This window comes from Streptomyces sp. NPDC057249 (assembly GCF_042669245.1).
GTDB lineage: Bacteria > Actinomycetota > Actinomycetes > Streptomycetales > Streptomycetaceae > Streptomyces.
Window position 1 is genome coordinate 567852 of sequence record NZ_JBHUXS010000001.1, and the last position, 17224, is coordinate 585075.

The following is a 17224-nucleotide window of genomic DNA, read 5'->3' on the forward strand; positions in this document are numbered from 1 at the left end:
GTTTCACGTGAAACGGGCAGCACAGCCGCTCAGGCCGTCAACTCCCTCTCCAGCGGGGTCCGGAAGCGCGGGGTGATCCGGGCTTCCCCCACCCAGCCCGCCAGCCGGGCTGCCTCGGCCTCGATCGCCGCGGTGGCCTCCCGGCCCGGATCGGTCAGCAGCCGCCAGACGATCTCACCGTCGCCCCGTTGGGCCCAGCCCCCCACGATCCGGCCGCCCCACCAGACCGTGGGGCCGATGTTGCCCGAGCGGTCGAAGAGGGCGGCCCGGTGTTCGGCGGGCAGATGGAAGCCGCGGTCCGCCCAGCCCATGCCGCTCGGGTCGAGCGCGGGCAGCAGGGCCGCCCAGGGGTCCTCGCCGGGCTCGGGCTCCGTGTCTCCGGGGGCTACCCAGGCGGGAGCCCCGTTGTCGAGCCGCACCTCCACGGCTTCGACCGCTGCGAGAGCGGTACGCACCTCGCGGGCGCCCCAGCCGGTCCACCACTTCAGGTCGGCCTCGGTGCCCGGACCGTACGCCCGGAGCCAGCGCAGGGCCAGTTCCGCCTGGGCCGGAGCGGTCTCCTCCACCGGCCGCGGGCGGGCCGGGGCCCAGCGGAACTGGCTGGAGGTCCAGGAGCCCCGTGGCCGGTCCCTGCGGATCTTCCCCTCGGCGGCCAGCACCCGGATCACCCGGGTCGCGACGCCCTGGACCGTTTCCTGCTTCTTACCGGGGAACACGGTGATCTTGGTGCGAAGAGCGGCCACGCCGGCGGCGAGTTCGCTGCCCGAGACCGGGCCGCTGCCGTCCAGGAAGGCGAGGGCGCTCCCTTCGGCTTCGTCGAGCCAGCGCTCGTCCAGGCCGTTGCCGTCCTCGCGGAGATGCTTGAGCAGCGTGCGGCGTTCCTTGGCCGCCACAGCGCGCGCGTTCGCCGCCTCGACGTGCGGAGCCATCTCGTCGGACACGACGAAGAGGGTGTTGCGCATGGAGAGCATCCGCACCAGGGAGACGTCTTCGTAGAGGGACCGCTCCACCTCGGCGACGGCGGGCTCGGCGAGCCTGGCGCAGGCGGAGAGGAAGACGGTGGCCGCGTCGGTCGCGTGGAGCGCGACGAGGGCATCGGTCACCGCGACGGGCGACGACACCCGCTCACCGGGGGCCAGCAGATGGCGGCGGGCGATGCGGATGCGCCGTTGTTCGTCACTGATGCGTTGCACGTCGGCTCCTCAGGAATGCGGCGGGTGCGGCAGGCAGGTCAGAGGGCGAGCTTGAAGCCCACATGGCTGGCGACGAACCCCAGCCGTTCGTAGAAGCGGTGCGCGTCGGTGCGGGACACGTCGGAGGTGAGCTGCACCAGCTGGCAGCCCTGGCGGCGTGACTCGTCCACCGCCCACTGGATCAGCCGGGTGCCGAGGCCGCTTCCCCGCTCGTCCGCGTGGATGCGGACACCCTCGATCACGGACCGGGTCGCACCGCGCCGGGACAGCCCGGGAATCACTGTCAGCTGCAGGGTGCCGACGACGTGCTCCTCGCGCACGGCGACCATCACGTGCTGATGCGGGTCGTCGGCCAGACGCCGGAGCGCCGCCCGATAGGGCACGAGGTCGTCCGGCGACTCGCGCTGGGCGCCCAGCGGGTCGTCGGCGAGCAGGGCCACGATCTCGGTCAGATCGTCGGCAGTCGCGCGGCGTATTTCCAGATCGCTCATGATCCGCAGCCTACGCAGTCGGCAGGGACAGCCCTTAGGCGGAAACCGCCTTCAGTTCCTCGACGGCCCGGACGAGCGGGGTCAGCTCGGGATTCTCGGCGGCCTCGTCGAGCGCGATGCGCAGGGCGCGGTCGTTGGTCGGCCGGGCCTCGGAGAGCAGGGTGAGTCCGTCGGGGGTGACATCGGTGTAGATGCCCCGGCGGTCGGTGTCGCAGAGGTACCGGGTCAGGAGCCCCCGGTCTTCGAGGCGGGTGACCAGGCGCGTGGTGGCGCTCTGGCTCAGCCCTACGGCGTCCGCCACCTGCTTCATCTGCAGGTGCCCGCCCGGGCCGCTGTGCTGCCGGCTGAGCACGTCCAGCAGTGAGTACTCGCGCACGCTCAGGTCGTGGCCGCTCTGCAAGGCCCGTTCGATGCGGGTCTCGATCTTGCCGTGGAGCAGGGAGAGCGCGATCCAGCCCTGGGAGAGGGCGGTCAGGGCCGGGTCCGTGGCTGTCATGGTCTCTCCTCCGTGCCGGAGCTGCTTACGTCCAGAGTAGCCGACGGCCGCAATAGCCAGCGTTTGCAATTATAGTCAGCCCGTGGCCAGGCTGAAGGGTGCGAAGTACCTGGGCCAGTCCGCGTACTGTCGCCCGCCGAGCGACATCACCGTGGTCTCCGAGTTCGCCCGCAGCCCGCAGCGGGCGAGCCAGTCCAGCAGGTCCTCGTGACGGGCATCGACGTCCACGCGCAGCGGCCGGTCCGTCGCCTCGGCCAGCGAGGCCACGAGCAGTTTCGCGGTGGGGGTGTCCTTGGCGATCAACGGGCCGACGGCATGGTTCGTCCCGCTCGGCGAGAGCGCGGCGAACCCGGTCAGCTCCCCGTCCTCCTCCGCGACCCGTAGGTGATCGGCGAACGTCGGGAGCCGGGTCAGCAGATGCGTGCGGTCGAGTCCGAAGACGAGCGAGTCCAGCCGCACCACGGCCCGCAGATCGTGGGCCGAAGCGGACCGGATGAGGGTGCCGGGGGCGCCGAGAGGCTCCGGGGCCGCTGCCACGGGCAGCTGGAAGGCACCACTCAGGCGGACGGTGCGCCCCAACGGCGCGAATCCGAGTGCTTCGTACAGGGGGCGCCCCGAGGCTGTCGCGTGGAGGCTGAGCGGGGTGTCCCCGGCGGCCTCGATCACCCGTTGCATCAGATACCGGCCGACTCCGCGCCGGGCATGGCGCCCGGCGACCAGCAGCATGCCGACGGCGGCCATCTCGGGGCCGTACGAGAGCACCATGCAGCTCGCCATCAGGCCCTTGCTGTCGGGGTCATCGATGCCGTAACCCGTCCCGGCGGCGAGCAGCAGCGTCCAGCGCTCCTCGTCGCGCGGCCAGCCCCGGTCCTCGCTGAGATCGGCGCAGGCGACCAGGTCGTCCCGGGTGAGGCGCCGGATGGGGAGATCGGACAGCGGGCGGGGCAATGAGCTGGGCATACGGGCCAGGCTCTCCGACCGTTGATCGCCCGTCCACCGCTTTACCGGAACTGGTCGTGCCCCGCAGCGAAAAATCGAGCCCGGACCCTGGCAGCGAAGGGTTTCACGTGAAACACGAGCCCGTCGGCGTCAGCCCAGGTCGGCGGCGTGCAACGCCCGGACCCCCTCGATATTGCCGTCCAGATAGTGGCGCAACGACAGCGGCACAAGGTGCACCGCGGCGATGCCGACCCGGCTGAAGGGCACGCGTACGACGTCGTACGCGCCGCAGGGGGCGTCGACCTCGGGGCCGTGGCGCAGGGACAGGTCCATGGAGTCGAGGCGGCAGACGAAGAAGTGCTGGACTTTGACACCCTTCACCCCGCCCTCCTCGATGTGTTCCACGGTGTCGACGAAGCAGGGCACCACATCCGTGATCTTGGCGCCCAGCTCCTCGTCCACCTCGCGGTGCAGGGCGTCGACAACGGTGGCGTCCTCGGGTTCGACCCCGCCACCCGGCGTGACCCAGTACGGGTCCACCCCGGGCTTGGTGCGCTTGATGAGGACGAGGTCGTCGCCGTCGAGCAGGATGGCGCGTGCGGTGCGCTTGACCACAGGACGTTCGGTCATGGCAGAAGCGTGGCCCACGGGACCCGTTCTGAAACACCGGGGCGCTGTCGGGCGCTTCCGCGGTCACCAGTCGGCCGCTGCACGCAGCAGCCATTCGTGCGCCCGGGCGAGATGCGGAAGCGCGAGCGTGCCGGTCCGTGCGGTCAGAAAGTAGGTGCGCAGGGGCGGGACCGGAGGGTCGAGAAGCGCCACCACCTCGCCGCGTTCCAGCGCGCCCTCGCACAGATAGCGCGGCAGTACCGCGAGTCCGGCACCGGCGGCCGCGCACTCCAGGACCGCCCGCAGATCCGGGGCGATGACGGCGCCGGCCGCCGCGGGCGCACTGTCGAAGACTGCGGCCCAGTAGCGGGAGACGAGCGGCAGGCTCTCGTGCACCTCCACCACGGGCAGCTGCTCCAGGACCACGGGACCGTTGCGCCGCAGCGTTCCCGGCCCCAGCCGGCCGGCCCAGCGAGGGGCGGCGACCAGGACGTGCTCCTCGTCGCAGAGCGGGGTGGCGGTGAGCAGTTCCCCGCGTGGCCTGGCCGTCACGACGGCCAGGTCGTGGTGACCGGCGGCCAGGCCCTCCAGGGTCTCGTCCGTGTCCGCGGAGAACGAACCGCGCAGCGCGAGGCCCTGGGAGATCAGCGGGGTGAGCGCGGGCAGGACGCGCAGGGAGAGGAACTCGGGTGGTCCCGCCAGATGCAGGGTCCGTACGCCCGACTCCGGATCGAGGTCGGTCTCGGCGATCTCGACCAGCGCGTCCAGATGCGGAGCGGCCCGGTGCGCGAGTTCGTCGCCGATCGTCGTCGGGGTCACTCCCCGGGCCCTGCGCAGGAACAGCGGACGGCCCAGTTGTCGTTCGAGGGTGCGTATCTGGGAGGTCACGGCGGGCTGTGAGAGGCCCAGCAGCGCGGCGGCGCGGGTGAACGAACCGGCTCGGTGCACGGTGACGAAGGTGCGCAGCAGGGCCAGATCCACGTCTCGCCCCTTCCGCCCTCACGCAGTGACGCATCCGTTTGGACCCCGGACAACCATAAATATGTCGATAGGTCGCAGACACTACTGGGATTGGACACTGACGCAGAGTCAACTAGCCTTGTGATGACGGCCCTTCACGTGGAGAAGGCGGAGGGCCGGGGCGGTCCGAGCCACGAGGGGGGAGGCTCGGACCGCCGTACCGTGTGACGGGAGGCGGTGGGTCAGCTCCCGGCGGAAGCCACGGCCAGCGCCTGTTCGACATCGGCGATGAGGTCGGCGGCGTTCTCGGCGCCGACGGAGAAGCGGATGAAGCCCTCCGGGACCGCGTCGCCGCCCCAGCGGCCCCGGCGCTCGGCGGTGGAGCGGACGCCTCCGAAGCTCGTGGCGTCCTCGACCAGCCGCAGGGCCGCCAGGAAGCGCTCCGCGGTCCCCCGGTCGCTGAGCACGAACGACACCACGGAGCCGAAGCGCCGCATCTGGCGTACCGCGTTCGCGTACGAGGGGTCGGTGGGCAGGCCGGGATAGCGCAGCCCGGACACGGCCTGGTGCGCGGAGAGCACCTCGGCGAGTGCGAGGGCGTTGGCGCACTGCCGCTCGATCCGCAGCTCCAGCGTGGCCAGCGAGCGGTGCGCGAGCCATGCCTCCATCGGGCCGGGGATCGCGCCGGCGATCTTGCGCCAGCGCCGCACCCCTGCCGTGAGCTCGGGGTCGCGGCAGGTCACATGGCCGAGCAGCAGGTCGCCGTGGCCCGTCATGCCCTTGGTGTCACTGGCCACCGAGAAGTCCGCGCCCAGTTCCAGCGGACGCTGGCCGAGCGGGGTGGCGAGGGTGTTGTCGACGGCGACCAGCGTGCCGCCGGCGTGTGCGGCCTCGACGAGGCGCCGCACGTCGCAGACGTCGAGGCCCGGGTTGGACGGCGTTTCCAGCCACAGGAGCTTCGCGCCCTTCAGCACGGCGAGCTGGGCGTCGCCGCCGGTCGGCGCGGTCCGCACCTCGACTCCGTACGCCTCCAGCTGCCCGCGCAGCAGGGGAAGTGCCTGGTAGCCGTCGTCGGGGAGGACGACGACGTCGCCGCTGCGCGCCTGGGAGAGCAGAACGGCAGAGATCGCCGCCATTCCGGAGGCGAAGACGGTGGTCTCCACGTCCTCGCCCGGTGCTTCGAGTTCCCCGATGGCCTGTTCCAGCCGGGTCCACGTGGGGTTGCCGTCCCGGCCGTAGGTGTAGGGGCCGGTCGGCTCGCCGGACAGGTGGTAGTGCGCGGCGAAGACCGGCCCGGGGAGGGTGGGCTCAAACTGCTGCGGCTCCGGCAGTCCCGCGCGTACCGCACGCGTTCCGTCGCCCTTGGTGCTCATGGTTCGTCCTCGCTTCTCTCCCCGGCCGGTCACCGGTCCTGGTCGCACTGTCTCAGGTGGACGCGGGTCGCTTCCCGCCGGGCGGATCAGTCCTCGTCCGGGAGGACGACGTTCAGCGCCCAGGACACGATCGAGACGATCAGGCCGCCGAGGACGGCGGTCCAGAAGCCGTCGACGTGGAAGCTCAGGTCGAGCACTCCGGCCAGCCAGGAGGTGAGCAGCAGCATCAGGGCGTTCACCACGAGGGTGATCAGGCCCAGTGTGAGGATGAAGAGGGGCAGCGTGAGCAGTTTCACGATCGGCTTGACCACGACGTTGACCAGGCCGAAGACCAGCGCCACGAGGATCAGCGTCAGGGCCTTGCGGCCGGTGCTGCCGCCGGTCAGCGTGATGTCCTGGACCAGCCAGATGGCCACGGCGAGCGCACCCGCGTTGGCGATCGTCTTGACTACGAAATTCTTCATGTGTCTGATCGTGGCAGACATGATCGGTGGCGGACACCGGCTGGGCAGAGGCAAGGGGCGGACGGTCCATGAAGGCATTCAGGCTGGATGAACTGGAGGCGGAACGAGCCGCCAACGACGGCGCGTACCTGCAGTTCATCCGTGAGCGGAACATGTCGGTCGGTCTGTACGCCCTGGATGCCGGCGACCTCGATCCGCAGCAGCCGCACAGCCAGGACGAGGTCTACTTCGTGGTCAGTGGCCGCGCTTCGATCACCGTCGGTATGGAAACGACACAGGTGGGGAGAGGGAGCGTCGTGTACGTACCCGCCGGAACGGCCCACAAGTTCCACCACATCACCGAGGACCTGCGCGTGATGGTGGTCTTCTCGCCGCCCGAGGGGTGAGTCCGCGGCCGGGGCGTCCCAGGGTTCCCTAAGGGATCGATCAGGGGAGGACAAGGGCTTCCCGGGGTCCGGCGGCCGTCCTTCGCCTCTAGCATCGAAGCAGGAACTCACAGAGACGAGGTAAGGACGATGGCCGTGCGGGAGATATTCGCTGGGATGCCCTGGTGGGTGAAGTGGATCGCGGTGCCCGTGCTCGCGATCGTCGTGTTCGGTGGTCTGATCGCCAGCCTGGTCGCGTTCGTGGTCGGTCTGCTCTTCAAGATCCTGATCTTCGTGATCCTGGTCGGCGGACTCGTCTTCGTCGTACGGAAGTTCATGTCGTCGTCCTCCGGAAACGGCTGGTGACCGCACGCCCGACGGGGGATTAGCCCAGCTGAGCTAAGGGAAACGGGAATCGGCACCCGGTCACAGGGCGGCCGATACAGTGACAGTCCTCTGCCACCACCTGGGAAAACACCGTAAGTCACCACCCCGACCAGTGGTTTGTACGGGATCATCCGGCCTCCGGACCCCCAGGTCCGCGGCAGACCTGTGGGGGCGGCCCCCACGGGCGGGCTGACCGCCCGTCACCACGCCTGGGGGTGACCGTTGACCACGGCATCGAGTACGGCTGTTCCGACGCTCATCGGGTCGGTGCAGCGGGCGCTGAGGCTGCTGGAGGCCGTGGGCACCCATCGCGACGGGGCTCCGGCCAAACAGCTCGCGAGGGAAGCGGGGCTTCCCCTCCCCACCGCCTACCACCTGTTGCGGACCCTGACCCACGAGGGGTATCTGCGCCGGGAGAACGGCGTCTTCCACTTCGGTGCAGCCGCCGAACGGCTGATGGGCGACCGCGCCGCCCAGAACCGTCGCAGCGTGATGGCCCGTTCGCTGGGCCGCTGGCGGGACATCGTGGGGGCCCCGGTGTACTGCGCCATCTACCGTGAGGGTGAGATCGAACTCCTCGCCGTGGCGGACACCCCCGAGCGGCCGGCGGTCGACGAGTGGGCGGCGTTCCGCGAGACCGGGCACGCGCACGCGATCGGCCAGTGCCTGCTGAGCCGGCTCGACGAGAAGGCCCGCGAGGACCACCTGGACCGGCATCCGGTGCGCCCGCTGACCCGGTACTCGGTGCGCGACCGTGCGGCGTTCCTGACCCGGCTGCGGTCGCTGGAGCGTACGGAACCGGTCATCGAGCGTCAGGAGTACGCGCTCGGGACCGTCTGCGCGGCCATCCCGATCACGGCCGGATTCACCGCTGCCGCGATGGCCATTTCGGTCCCCCTCCACGAGGAAGAACGGTTGCTGCCCGCAGTCGAACGACTACGCGGTGAAGTGTCGAGCCTCTTGCGTTCGTTCGTGTTCTCTATCAGTATCTGAAAAATCACTCCTTGTGATCTGCTATCGCGTGCACCACGATGGCGTCAATAGGGCCATGGGGGATCATTCCTGGCCAGATTCATCTACTGCGGGGTTGAACGATGCGCGAGTCGGTTCAAGCTGAGGTCATGATGAGCTTCCTCGTCTCCGAGGAGCTCTCATTCCGTATCCCGGTGGAGCTCCGGTACGAAGTGTGCGATCCGTACGCGATCCGGATGACCTTCCATCTGCCCGGCGACGCCCCCGTCACCTGGGCCTTCGGCCGCGAGCTGCTGCTCGACGGCCTCAACAGCCCCAGTGGTGACGGCGATGTACACATCGCGCCGACCGAGCCGGAGGGGCTGTGCGATGTCCACATCCGGCTGCAGGTGGGCGCCGACCGTGCGCTCTTCCGGGCAGGCACGGCACCTCTTGTCGCCTTCCTCGACCGAACGGACAAGCTGGTGCCCCTCGGACAGGAGTGCACGCTGGGTGACTTCGACGGCAATCTGGAGGAGGCGCTGGGGCGCATTCTGGCCGAAGAGCAGAACGCGGGCTGAAGCGGCCCGCGGCCCGGTGGGCGTCTTGCCACTCGAACACGGCGCCTGCCGATCGGGTGAATCACGCTGTGTGGTCCGGTCACGACCGCGCCCGCCTTCGCCGTCCCCGGCCGCTCCGCACGGGTGCCGAAGCCCCGGCTTCCGCGCCGACCCCCGTGCGGTCCGCGGAGACGACCAGCGCCGCGAGGGCTGTCGTCACCGGCACGGAGGCGATCAGCCCGATCGAGCCGACGAGGGTGCGCACGATCTCTTCCGCCACCAGCTCGCTGTTGGCGACCGTTCCCACACTGCTCTGCGCGACCGTGAACAGCAGCAGGAGGGGCAGCGCGGCGCCCGCATAGGCGAGCACCAAGGTGTTGACCACGGAAGCGATGTGGTCGCGGCCGATCCTGATCCCTGCCCGGTAGAGCTGCTTCGCACTCATGCCGGGGTTCGCCTGGCGCAGCTCCCAGACCGCCGAGGTCTGGGTGACCGTGACGTCGTCGAGCACTCCCAGGGAGCCGATGATGACGCCGGCCAGCAGCAGTCCGCTCATGTCGATGTGCGGATACAGGCCGTGGATGAGGCCGGTGCTGTCGTCGGTGTTCCCGCTCAGGCTCGCCCAGCCGATGAAGAGCGAGCCGAGCAGCCCGATCAGGAGCAGTGAGATCAGGGTGCCGATGACGGCGACGGAGGTGCGGGCGGTCGGCCCGTGGCAGAGGTAGAGCGCGATCAGCATGATCGCTCCGGCCCCGACGACCGCCACCAGCAGCGGATTCGAGCCCTGCAGTATGGCCGGAAGGATGAACAGGGTCAGCACGGCGAACGACAGGGCGAGCGCCATCAGGGCCATGACCCCGCGCATCCTGCCCACGAGGACCACCGCGAGGGCGAAGATCCCGGCCAGCAGATACAAGGGGAACTTCCGGTTCACGTCCGTCACGGAGTACTGGAGGTCATGGGGCGCGGCGGGGGCGTACGCCACCACCACCCCCTGGCCCTCCCTCAGCTGCCTCGGCGCGTCCGGCTGCACGACCTCGACGAACCGGCGTCCCGCGTCGGGACCGCTGGTGACCTCGACGGTGGCCTTCTTGCAGAGGGCACCGGACGCCGGCCGTCCCTCGGGGGGCCGGGTCTCGCCGTCGACGGGAAGCTGGGCGGCGTTCACGTCCTTGCAGTCGATCTTGACGACGCTCACCACCTTTCCCTGCTGGGTCTGCCGGTCGAAACCGACACCGGTCCGTTCGTGCGCCGGCGCGCCGCCCGGCCAGAGCGCCACGAGGCCGACGAGCACGGCGGTCGCGAAGGGGATCAGCACGGCGGCGATCACCTTGCGCAGATGGGTCGAGACGGGTGCGGCCGGGCCATGGCTGTGCGTGTGCGCGTGCTGATGGCCCTGCGGTTCCGGTTCGCGATGAGGGGACGTCACCGGCCGATCATCGCAAGAAGGGAGGGGGCCCTCTGTTCAGCTCGCCCGTCCGGGGGCTAGCGTGGTGGCACCTTTGCACACGCGGGAGCTCGGAGCACCGGGCTGAGAGGGCGCTGACCGCCGTACGACCGTACGGGAGACGCTGCGCCGACCGCCGAACCTGTTACCGGGTAATGCCGGCGTAGGGAGTAGGTCTCATGACCACATCGGACACACGCACGCCTGCCTCCCATCAGGGCGACGAGGCCGGGAAGTCCATCGGCTGGCACAAGGGATACGTCCAGGGGCCGCGCCCCGACATCCGGGTGCCGGTCCGTCAGGTGCACCTGACCAACGGCAAGGACGTGACCCTGTACGACACGTCCGGGCCGTACACCGACCCCGCGGCCGAGACCGACGTCCGGCGCGGTCTCGCACCGCTCCGGGAGAACTGGATCATTGCCCGCAGCGACACCGAGGAGTACGCGGGCCGCCCCGCCCGCCCCGAGGACGACGGGCTCAAGCACACCTCGCCGCGGGGTGGGCTGCGCAATCTGGACGCGGTGTTCCCCGGCCGGCCGCGCCGCCCGCGGCGGAGCCGGGACGGCCGGCCCGTCACCCAGCTCGCGTACGCCCGCAGGGGCGAGATCACCCCGGAGATGGAGTACGTCGCCGTCCGCGAGAACGTCGCGGCGGAAGTGGTGCGCGAGGAGATCGCGGCCGGGCGTGCCGTGCTGCCCGCCAACGTCAACCACCCGGAGACCGAGCCGATGATCATCGGCAAGCGGTTCCTGGTGAAGGTCAATGCCAACATCGGCAACTCCGCGGTGACGTCCTCCATCGAGGAGGAGGTGGACAAGATGACGTGGGCGACCCGGTGGGGCGCGGACACGGTCATGGACCTTTCCACCGGCCGCAACATCCACACCACCCGTGAGTGGGTTCTTCGCAATTCACCCGTACCGATCGGAACCGTCCCGCTCTACCAGGCCCTTGAGAAGGTCGACGGGCGGGCCGAGGAACTGACGTGGGAGATCTACAAGGACACCGTCGTCGAGCAGGCCGAGCAGGGCGTGGACTACATGACGGTGCACGCCGGCGTACGCCTGCCGTATGTGCCGCTGACCGCCCGGCGCAAGACCGGCATTGTCTCCCGGGGCGGTTCGATCATGGCGGCGTGGTGCCTGGCCCACCACAAGGAGTCGTTCCTGTACGAGCACTTCGAGGAGCTCTGCGAGATCCTCGCCGCGTACGACGTCACGTACTCATTGGGCGACGGGCTGCGCCCCGGGTCGATCGCGGACGCCAACGACGAGGCGCAGTTCGCCGAACTGCGCACGCTCGGCGAACTGAACGCGGTCGCCAAGCGGTTCGGCGTGCAGACCATGATCGAAGGGCCGGGACACGTCCCGATGCACAAGATCAAGGAGAACATCGACCTTCAGCAGGAGATCTGCGAGGAGGCGCCGTTCTACACGCTCGGCCCGCTGACCACCGACATCGCGCCGGCGTACGACCACATCACCTCGGGGATCGGCGCCGCGATGATCGCCTGGTGGGGAACGGCGATGCTCTGCTACGTGACGCCCAAGGAGCATCTGGGGCTGCCGAACCGGGACGATGTGAAAACCGGGGTCATCACGTACAAGATCGCGGCCCATGCCGCCGACCTGGCCAAGGGGCACCCGGGGGCGCAGGAGTGGGACGACGCGCTGTCCGACGCCCGGTTCGAGTTCCGCTGGGAGGACCAGTTCAATCTGGCGCTCGACCCGGACACGGCGCGGGAGTTCCACGACGAGACCCTGCCGGCGGAGCCCGCGAAGACGGCGCACTTCTGCTCGATGTGCGGTCCGAAGTTCTGTTCGATGAAGATCAGTCACAGCATCACCGAGCAGTTCGGTGGCGCGGACGGTACGGAGGCGACGGCCGAGGAGGTCGCCGAAGGGATGCTCCGCAAGTCGCGTGAGTTCGCGGCGGGCGGGAACCGCGTCTATCTGCCGCTGGCCGACTGACCCGGTACGGACCGGTCGCGCACGGCTCCGGCGCCTTCCGCCGGGGCCGTGGCGTCAGTCCGGTTCGTGCTCCGGGCCGCCGAAGTCGGGGCTGCTGAAGTCCGGGCTGCTGTACGTGGGCCGAGACGCTGCCGGCGGGCCCTCGCCCGGGCCGGCGAAGTCGGGCCTGCTGTAGCCGATCTTGGGGAGGCGGCCCGTCGGGCGGTGCGGGGCGGGGACCACGGGGCCGGTGGCGGGCTCGGCGAGGGCGTCGCGCAGGAAGGGCACGATGCCCCGCTCCAGCAGCGCCTGCCGCCAGGCGTCCTTGGCGAGGGCCACCTCGTCGGGCAGGCGTTCGCGGGCTTCCCGGGCCGACAGGGAGGTCGAGCCGTTGCGCAGGGCGGCGACGAGCAGACCGATGGCGGCGACGAGGATGGCGGCGGCCGTGGCGGCGGCGAAGAACCAGCCCGCGTCCACCATGGGGCCGGCGAACGCCGGTGGTGGGTCCAGCATCTTCAGGAGGTAGCCGACCAGCAGGAATATGACCGCCGCGGTGCCCGCCAGCATCGGCGCCAGGACGGTGACGACCGCTCCTATCCCGGCACCCGACTGGTCGAGGCCGTCCGGCGACGGGCCGGCAGCCGTGTCCCGCGAGGGGGCGCGTGCTTCGTCACGGGCCTTCACGTACTGCTCGTACTCTGCGGCGGCCGTGGCGGTGATCAGGGCGACGGCCGCCATCGCCATGGTGCGCAGCTGGGCGGCGTTGAGGCGTTCGCCGACGGCGGCCAGTTCCGGTCGTTCGTGTGCGTGACGCAGTGCGTCGTCGAGGAGCCGTTCGTACTCGGGCCGGTCCTCGGTCAGCAGGTGCGGAGCGCTGTTCATCTGCATCCCCCGATGCTCCGTCGGGCCTGTGTGCCCGCTGGGTCCGGGCAGTTCGGGCGGAGACGGAGGAGAGCCTGCTACTGATACGCCGATGGTAGAGCGCGCACGGCACGCGGTGACAGAGGGTTTCCGGAAATAGCCCCCGTCCTCGGCGTGGTCAGGCCGGGACGGGTCTTCCCCGCAGGGCGTCAGTCATGCAGGGGGAGTTGGACGACCAGTAGCTTTCCGGCCATGGTCACTCCGCCGTCCATGGCGATGGCGAGCCCGTCCGCGTACACGTGCGGGCCGTCGACCTGCGGTCCGGCACCGTCCTCGCCGTCCTCGGAGCCGACCTCGCCGGTCAGGTACGGGATGGGGCTGTGGCCATGGACGACGCGCCGGCCGCCGTAGGCCGCCATCAGCTCCTGCACGGCCTGGGCGCCCGACTCGTCGCGGAAGGCGAACCGCTTGGTGAGCTTGCGGAACAGGTCCCAGCACTCGTCGGCGTCGTTACGGGTGAGGATGGCGTGCACCGTGTCGTTGACGTCCTCGATGGTGGAGCCGTAGTCGAGGTACGCCGTCGTGTCCGAGTGCATCAGGAGGTGCCCGTCCTCCTCGACGACGGCGTCGAGCCGGGACATCCACTGGAGGTGGACGTCCTGAAGGCGCTCCATGTCCGTCTTCTGTCCGCCGTTGAGCAGCCAGGCGGCCTGGAAGGTGGCCGTTCCCGCGCCGGAGTTCACCGGGGTGTCGCTGAACCGCTTGGCGCCGATGAGCAGCAGCTCGTGGTTGCCCATCAGGGCTTTGCAGTAGCCGCCGGCGGCAGCCGCCTCGGCGGAGAGCCGCATGACGAGGTCGATGACGCCGATGCCGTCGGGGCCCCGGTCGGTGAAGTCGCCGAGGAACCAGAGGCGCGCGTTGCCCGCCGCCCAGTGGCCTTCGGAGTCGATCAGGCCCTGCTCGGCGAGGGCGGCGAGCAGCTCGTCCAGGTAGCCGTGGACGTCACCGACGACGTAGAGGGGGCCGAGGCCCGGGCCGGCCGCGGGGCGCGGTTCGGGCGCGGGCTGCGCCTGGGCGGGTTCGTCGACGCTGATGACGGGAAGATCCCGCGCCGTCGGGGTGTACCCGTCCGGCGTCCCGCCCTCGGGGAAGGCGTTCCCCGGATGCGGAGACGCGGGCGGCGCGGGGGACTGCGCATAGGGCGGCACGCGGAAGTCGCGCAACGTCGCCGTCCGCACCACGGGTTCCTGACCGGCCCCCTGTGTCATCGACCCCTCCACACCACCGTCGCGCCGCCGTACACCTGACGGGCCCTGCTGGTCGGGTTGGTCCGCGGTGTCGTGCGCCCATCATAGGAATGCAGATCGTGCTCTGGGACGCACCAGGGGTGGTGAATCCTTCCGCATGCCAGGTTCGTCGGTCGATTGGTCCCAATTGGGATGATCAGTCCCCTGCCGGAGAACGCGGCGCACTGACCGTGGTGCGGGGCGGGCGGCGTTGTGAGGACGTCCGGACGATGAGCTCCGTCGGCACCACCCGTTCCACCGGACCGTCCTGGTCGATGCCCTCGATGGCGTCGATGAGCAGCTGGACGACCGCTGTGCCGATGCGCCGCGGCTTCAGCGAGAGCGTCGTGATCGGAGGCTCGGTCGTCGCGTACACCGTGGATTCGCTGCAGCAGACGAGGAGCAGGTCCTCCGGGACGCGCAGGCCGTAGCGGCGGGCGGCCGCCAGCAGGTCGGTGCCGTTGGGGTCGAAGAGCCCGTAGACGGCGTCGGGGCGGTCCGGACGGGCCAGCAGCCGGTCGGCGGCCACCGCTCCCGCGCACGGGTCGTGGGCGGGGTAGGACTCGTAGACCGGGTCCTGGCCCACCCGCTCGCACCAGTGCAGGTAGGCGGTGGTGGAGAGCCGGGTGTACGTGTCCGTGGTGGTGCCGGTGAGCAGTCCGATACGGCGGGCTCCGGCTGCGGCGAGATGGTCGAGGAGGTCGAGCACGGCGGCCCGGTGGTCGTTGTCCACCCAGGCGGTGACGGGCAGCGACCCGGCGGGGCGGCCGTCGGAGACGACGGGCAGCCCCTGGCGGACCAGTTCGGAGACGACCGGGTCCTGGTCGGACGGATCGATGACGACGGTGCCGTCGAGCGCCACGTTGGACCAGACGTCGTGGCGCGATGTGGCCGGCAGGATGACCAGGGCGTAGCCGCGGGCCAGTGCCGCCGAGGTGGCGGCTCTCGCCATTTCCGCGAAGTACGCGAACTCGGTGAAGGTGAAAGGTTCATCCCCGTACGTCGTCACGGTCAGGCCGATGAGGCCGGACTTGCCGGTACGGAGCGTGCGGGCCGCCGCGGAAGGGCGATAGCCCAGGCGCTCTGCGACCTCGCGGACATGGCGGCGGGTGGCGTCCGGGAGCCTGCCCTTGCCGTTGAGCGCGTCGGAGACGGTCGTGATGGAGACGCCGGCCGCGGCGGCCACATCCCGGATTCCGGCACGTCCCTGCCTGCCGCCGCGCCGGGGGGTCTCCGTCCGGCTCACCTGGTGCTTCCCTGCTGCTGTCATGGCGAGCCGATATTAGGGGTCGGGCGGGGAATTGGTCCGGTCGCATATGCACGCGTTGACAGGCACGTTTCTGCAAGGTCATCGGGCCGCAAACGCCTTATGAAGCAAGGCTGTTGGTGGGGTGCACCGTCATGTGTCATGCGTCCGGCCGGATGCACCTGCCGAGGGGGCGAGGTCTCGGGGAGGTCTCAACTCACCTTTTCGAGGGACGCGCGCCACGGAGTGAGCCACCAGCGCGCGCCACTCACGGTCACGCTCCCCCTCATTCCGGGTCTCACCGGACGAATCCGCTGTCCACCCGTTCGCAGCGGCGCCCAATCCTCATATGGTGAGCAGTATTGATGTGTACGGATGGCCGAGGAGGACCTGCGGTGAGCGAGACGAGCCCCAAGCTGCGTGCCGAGCTGGACGGTGTTCCCGCCTATGTGCCGGGCAAACCGGCATCGGCGGACGGACCGGCCGCTTTCAAGCTGTCCTCCAACGAGAACCCGTATCCGCCGCTGCCGGGAGTGATGGAGAGTGCGCTCGCAGCCGCTGAGCACTTCAACCGCTACCCGGACATGGCCTGCACGGGCCTGATGAACGAGCTGGCCGACCGCTTCGGTGTGCCCGTGTCGCATCTGGCCACCGGCACCGGTTCGGTCGGCGTGGCGCAGCAGCTGCTGCAGGCCACCTCGGGCCCGGGCGACGAGGTGATCTACGCCTGGCGCTCCTTCGAGGCGTACCCGATCATCACGCAGGTCAGCGGTGCGACCTCGGTCAAGGTGCCGCTGACCGACGGTGACGTGCACGACCTGGACGCGATGGCGGACGCGATCACCGACCGGACCCGGCTGATCTTCGTCTGCAACCCGAACAACCCGACCGGCACCGTCGTGCGCAGGGCCGAGCTGGAACGATTCCTCGACCGGGTTCCCAGTGATGTGCTCGTGGTGCTGGACGAGGCGTACAAGGAGTTCATCCGGGACACCGAGGTCCCCGACGGCATCGAGATCTACCGGGACCGCCCCAATGTGGCGGTGCTGCGGACGTTCTCCAAGGCGTACGGGCTCGCCGGGCTGCGGGTCGGCTTCGCGGTGGCCCATGAGCCGGTGGCCGCCGCCCTGCGCAAGACGGCGGTGCCGTTCGGCGTCAGCCAGCTCGCCCAGGACGCGGCGGTTGCCTCGCTGCGCGCCGAGGACGAGCTGCTCGGCCGGGTCGGCTCGCTGGTGTGCGAGCGGGACCGGGTCTCCGAGGCCCTGGCGCGGCAGGGCTGGACGGTGCCCGGGTCCCAGGCGAATTTCGTCTGGCTGCGGCTCGGTGAGCGCACCCTGGACTTCGCGGCGGCCTGCGAGAAGGCCGGGGTGGTGGTCCGGCCGTTCGCGGGTGAGGGCGTGCGCGTGACGATCGGCGAGAGTGAGGCGAACGACCTGTTCCTGAAGGTGACGGAGTCGTTCCGCCAGGAGCTGTGACCGGGCACCGTCCGGCAGCCGGGCCCCGTATCTCGTGAGAGGTGCGGGGCCCTTTCGTATGCCCGGCGCGGGGCCGGCGGGCGAAGGGGACCCCCCGGGCGAAAGCCTCGAAAGCGTGTGCGCCATAATTGCTTGTGAATGTGAACGCGTTCACAAGCGTGTCCTGCTT

18 protein-coding genes and 1 riboswitch are annotated in these 17224 nt (G+C 70.1%); of the genes, 6 read left to right on the forward strand and 12 right to left on the reverse strand.

Annotated elements, in window-relative coordinates:
- Positions 1 to 29 precede the first annotated feature (29 nt).
- From ACFUJY_RS02715 to ACFUJY_RS02750, 8 genes are all read right to left on the reverse strand, one after another.
- Positions 30 to 1193: a winged helix DNA-binding domain-containing protein gene (locus ACFUJY_RS02715; RefSeq protein ID WP_383293392.1), complete on the reverse strand. Its 1164-nt coding sequence runs from the start codon at positions 1191 to 1193 to the stop codon at positions 30 to 32.
- 38 nt (positions 1194 to 1231) lie between these two features.
- Positions 1232 to 1684 carry a GNAT family N-acetyltransferase gene (locus ACFUJY_RS02720; protein WP_383293395.1) on the reverse strand — a complete coding sequence of 151 codons (453 nt, stop codon included), beginning with the start codon at positions 1682 to 1684 and terminating at the stop codon, positions 1232 to 1234.
- 34 nt (positions 1685 to 1718) lie between these two features.
- On the reverse strand, positions 1719 to 2180 hold the full coding sequence (locus ACFUJY_RS02725; protein ID WP_383293398.1) for a MarR family winged helix-turn-helix transcriptional regulator: 462 nt from the start codon (positions 2178 to 2180) through the stop codon (positions 1719 to 1721).
- 75 nt (positions 2181 to 2255) lie between these two features.
- The gene (locus ACFUJY_RS02730; protein ID WP_383293400.1) at positions 2256 to 3140 is read right to left on the reverse strand and encodes a GNAT family N-acetyltransferase; all 885 of its coding nucleotides are present in this window, start codon (positions 3138 to 3140) and stop codon (positions 2256 to 2258) included.
- A gap of 129 nt (positions 3141 to 3269) precedes the next feature.
- Positions 3270 to 3749, reverse strand: coding sequence for an NUDIX domain-containing protein (locus ACFUJY_RS02735; protein WP_383293402.1), 480 nt, complete (start codon positions 3747 to 3749; stop codon positions 3270 to 3272).
- Positions 3750 to 3812: 63 nt separating this feature from the next.
- Complete coding sequence (locus tag ACFUJY_RS02740; RefSeq protein WP_383293405.1) at positions 3813 to 4709, reverse strand: LysR family transcriptional regulator; 897 nt, start codon at positions 4707 to 4709, stop codon at positions 3813 to 3815.
- Positions 4710 to 4930: 221 nt separating this feature from the next.
- On the reverse strand, positions 4931 to 6061 hold the full coding sequence (locus tag ACFUJY_RS02745; protein ID WP_383293408.1) for a cystathionine gamma-lyase: 1131 nt from the start codon (positions 6059 to 6061) through the stop codon (positions 4931 to 4933).
- An 86-nt stretch (positions 6062 to 6147) separates the two neighbouring features.
- Positions 6148 to 6525, reverse strand: coding sequence for a phage holin family protein (locus tag ACFUJY_RS02750; RefSeq protein ID WP_143617536.1), 378 nt, complete (start codon positions 6523 to 6525; stop codon positions 6148 to 6150).
- Between the two features lie 68 nt (positions 6526 to 6593).
- On the opposite strand from ACFUJY_RS02750, the gene ACFUJY_RS02755 reads away from it, so the two are divergent.
- The 4 genes from ACFUJY_RS02755 to ACFUJY_RS02770 all read left to right on the forward strand — a co-directional run bounded on the left by ACFUJY_RS02755 (position 6594) and on the right by ACFUJY_RS02770 (position 8809).
- Positions 6594 to 6911, forward strand: a complete 318-nt coding sequence (locus tag ACFUJY_RS02755; RefSeq protein ID WP_143617534.1) for a cupin domain-containing protein — start codon at positions 6594 to 6596, stop codon at positions 6909 to 6911.
- 129 nt (positions 6912 to 7040) lie between these two features.
- A complete protein-coding gene (locus ACFUJY_RS02760; protein WP_026171356.1) occupies positions 7041 to 7256 on the forward strand; it encodes a DUF5326 family protein in 216 nt (71 codons plus the stop codon).
- 243 nt (positions 7257 to 7499) lie between these two features.
- Positions 7500 to 8270 carry an IclR family transcriptional regulator gene (locus ACFUJY_RS02765; RefSeq protein WP_383293413.1) on the forward strand — a complete coding sequence of 257 codons (771 nt, stop codon included), beginning with the start codon at positions 7500 to 7502 and terminating at the stop codon, positions 8268 to 8270.
- Between the two features lie 101 nt (positions 8271 to 8371).
- A complete protein-coding gene (locus ACFUJY_RS02770; protein ID WP_018101854.1) occupies positions 8372 to 8809 on the forward strand; it encodes an SsgA family sporulation/cell division regulator in 438 nt (145 codons plus the stop codon).
- A 79-nt stretch (positions 8810 to 8888) separates the two neighbouring features.
- Here the strand turns inward: ACFUJY_RS02770 and ACFUJY_RS02775 are convergent, their stop codons facing one another.
- Positions 8889 to 10217, reverse strand: coding sequence for a YibE/F family protein (locus ACFUJY_RS02775; protein ID WP_383293417.1), 1329 nt, complete (start codon positions 10215 to 10217; stop codon positions 8889 to 8891).
- 71 nt (positions 10218 to 10288) lie between these two features.
- Positions 10289 to 10422: riboswitch (TPP riboswitch) on the forward strand.
- Between ACFUJY_RS02775 and thiC the strand changes: the two genes are divergently transcribed.
- The gene (thiC, locus tag ACFUJY_RS02780; protein ID WP_383293420.1) at positions 10415 to 12208 is read left to right on the forward strand and encodes a phosphomethylpyrimidine synthase ThiC; all 1794 of its coding nucleotides are present in this window, start codon (positions 10415 to 10417) and stop codon (positions 12206 to 12208) included. It overlaps the preceding riboswitch by 8 nt.
- 54 nt (positions 12209 to 12262) lie before the next feature.
- Here thiC and ACFUJY_RS02785 read toward each other — a convergent pair whose 3' ends face one another.
- The 3 genes from ACFUJY_RS02785 to ACFUJY_RS02795 form a co-directional block, all read right to left on the reverse strand.
- Positions 12263 to 13075 (reverse strand): hypothetical protein, encoded by an 813-nt coding sequence (locus ACFUJY_RS02785; protein WP_383293423.1) that lies wholly within the window; start codon positions 13073 to 13075, stop codon positions 12263 to 12265.
- A gap of 182 nt (positions 13076 to 13257) precedes the next feature.
- Positions 13258 to 14316 (reverse strand): metallophosphoesterase, encoded by a 1059-nt coding sequence (locus tag ACFUJY_RS02790; protein ID WP_383293426.1) that lies wholly within the window; start codon positions 14314 to 14316, stop codon positions 13258 to 13260.
- A 175-nt stretch (positions 14317 to 14491) separates the two neighbouring features.
- Entirely contained in the window at positions 14492 to 15604 is a 1113-nt protein-coding gene (locus ACFUJY_RS02795; protein ID WP_164399310.1) for a LacI family DNA-binding transcriptional regulator, read from the reverse strand.
- Between the two features lie 371 nt (positions 15605 to 15975).
- On the opposite strand from ACFUJY_RS02795, the gene hisC reads away from it, so the two are divergent.
- On the forward strand, positions 15976 to 17055 hold the full coding sequence (gene hisC, locus ACFUJY_RS02800) for a histidinol-phosphate transaminase (RefSeq protein WP_383293430.1): 1080 nt from the start codon (positions 15976 to 15978) through the stop codon (positions 17053 to 17055).
- The last annotated feature ends 169 nt before the right edge of the window (positions 17056 to 17224 follow it).

Bases quoted from the DNA above. Each gene is read 5' to 3' on its own strand.
- ACFUJY_RS02735 (WP_383293402.1), bottom strand. From the start codon at position 3,749: ATGACCGAACGTCCTGTGGTCAAGCGCACCGCACGCGCCATCCTGCTC.
- ACFUJY_RS02730 (WP_383293400.1), bottom strand. From the start codon at position 3,140: ATGCCCAGCTCATTGCCCCGCCCGCTGTCCGATCTCCCCATCCGGCGC.
- ACFUJY_RS02755 (WP_143617534.1), top strand. From the start codon at position 6,594: ATGAAGGCATTCAGGCTGGATGAACTGGAGGCGGAACGAGCCGCCAAC.
- ACFUJY_RS02725 (WP_383293398.1), bottom strand. From the start codon at position 2,180: ATGACAGCCACGGACCCGGCCCTGACCGCCCTCTCCCAGGGCTGGATC.
- ACFUJY_RS02785 (WP_383293423.1), bottom strand. From the start codon at position 13,075: ATGCAGATGAACAGCGCTCCGCACCTGCTGACCGAGGACCGGCCCGAG.
- thiC (WP_383293420.1), top strand. From the start codon at position 10,415: ATGACCACATCGGACACACGCACGCCTGCCTCCCATCAGGGCGACGAG.
- ACFUJY_RS02750 (WP_143617536.1), bottom strand. From the start codon at position 6,525: ATGAAGAATTTCGTAGTCAAGACGATCGCCAACGCGGGTGCGCTCGCC.
- ACFUJY_RS02795 (WP_164399310.1), bottom strand. From the start codon at position 15,604: ATGACAGCAGCAGGGAAGCACCAGGTGAGCCGGACGGAGACCCCCCGG.
- ACFUJY_RS02745 (WP_383293408.1), bottom strand. From the start codon at position 6,061: ATGAGCACCAAGGGCGACGGAACGCGTGCGGTACGCGCGGGACTGCCG.
- ACFUJY_RS02720 (WP_383293395.1), bottom strand. From the start codon at position 1,684: ATGAGCGATCTGGAAATACGCCGCGCGACTGCCGACGATCTGACCGAG.
- ACFUJY_RS02790 (WP_383293426.1), bottom strand. From the start codon at position 14,316: ATGACACAGGGGGCCGGTCAGGAACCCGTGGTGCGGACGGCGACGTTG.
- ACFUJY_RS02770 (WP_018101854.1), top strand. From the start codon at position 8,372: ATGCGCGAGTCGGTTCAAGCTGAGGTCATGATGAGCTTCCTCGTCTCC.
- ACFUJY_RS02760 (WP_026171356.1), top strand. From the start codon at position 7,041: ATGGCCGTGCGGGAGATATTCGCTGGGATGCCCTGGTGGGTGAAGTGG.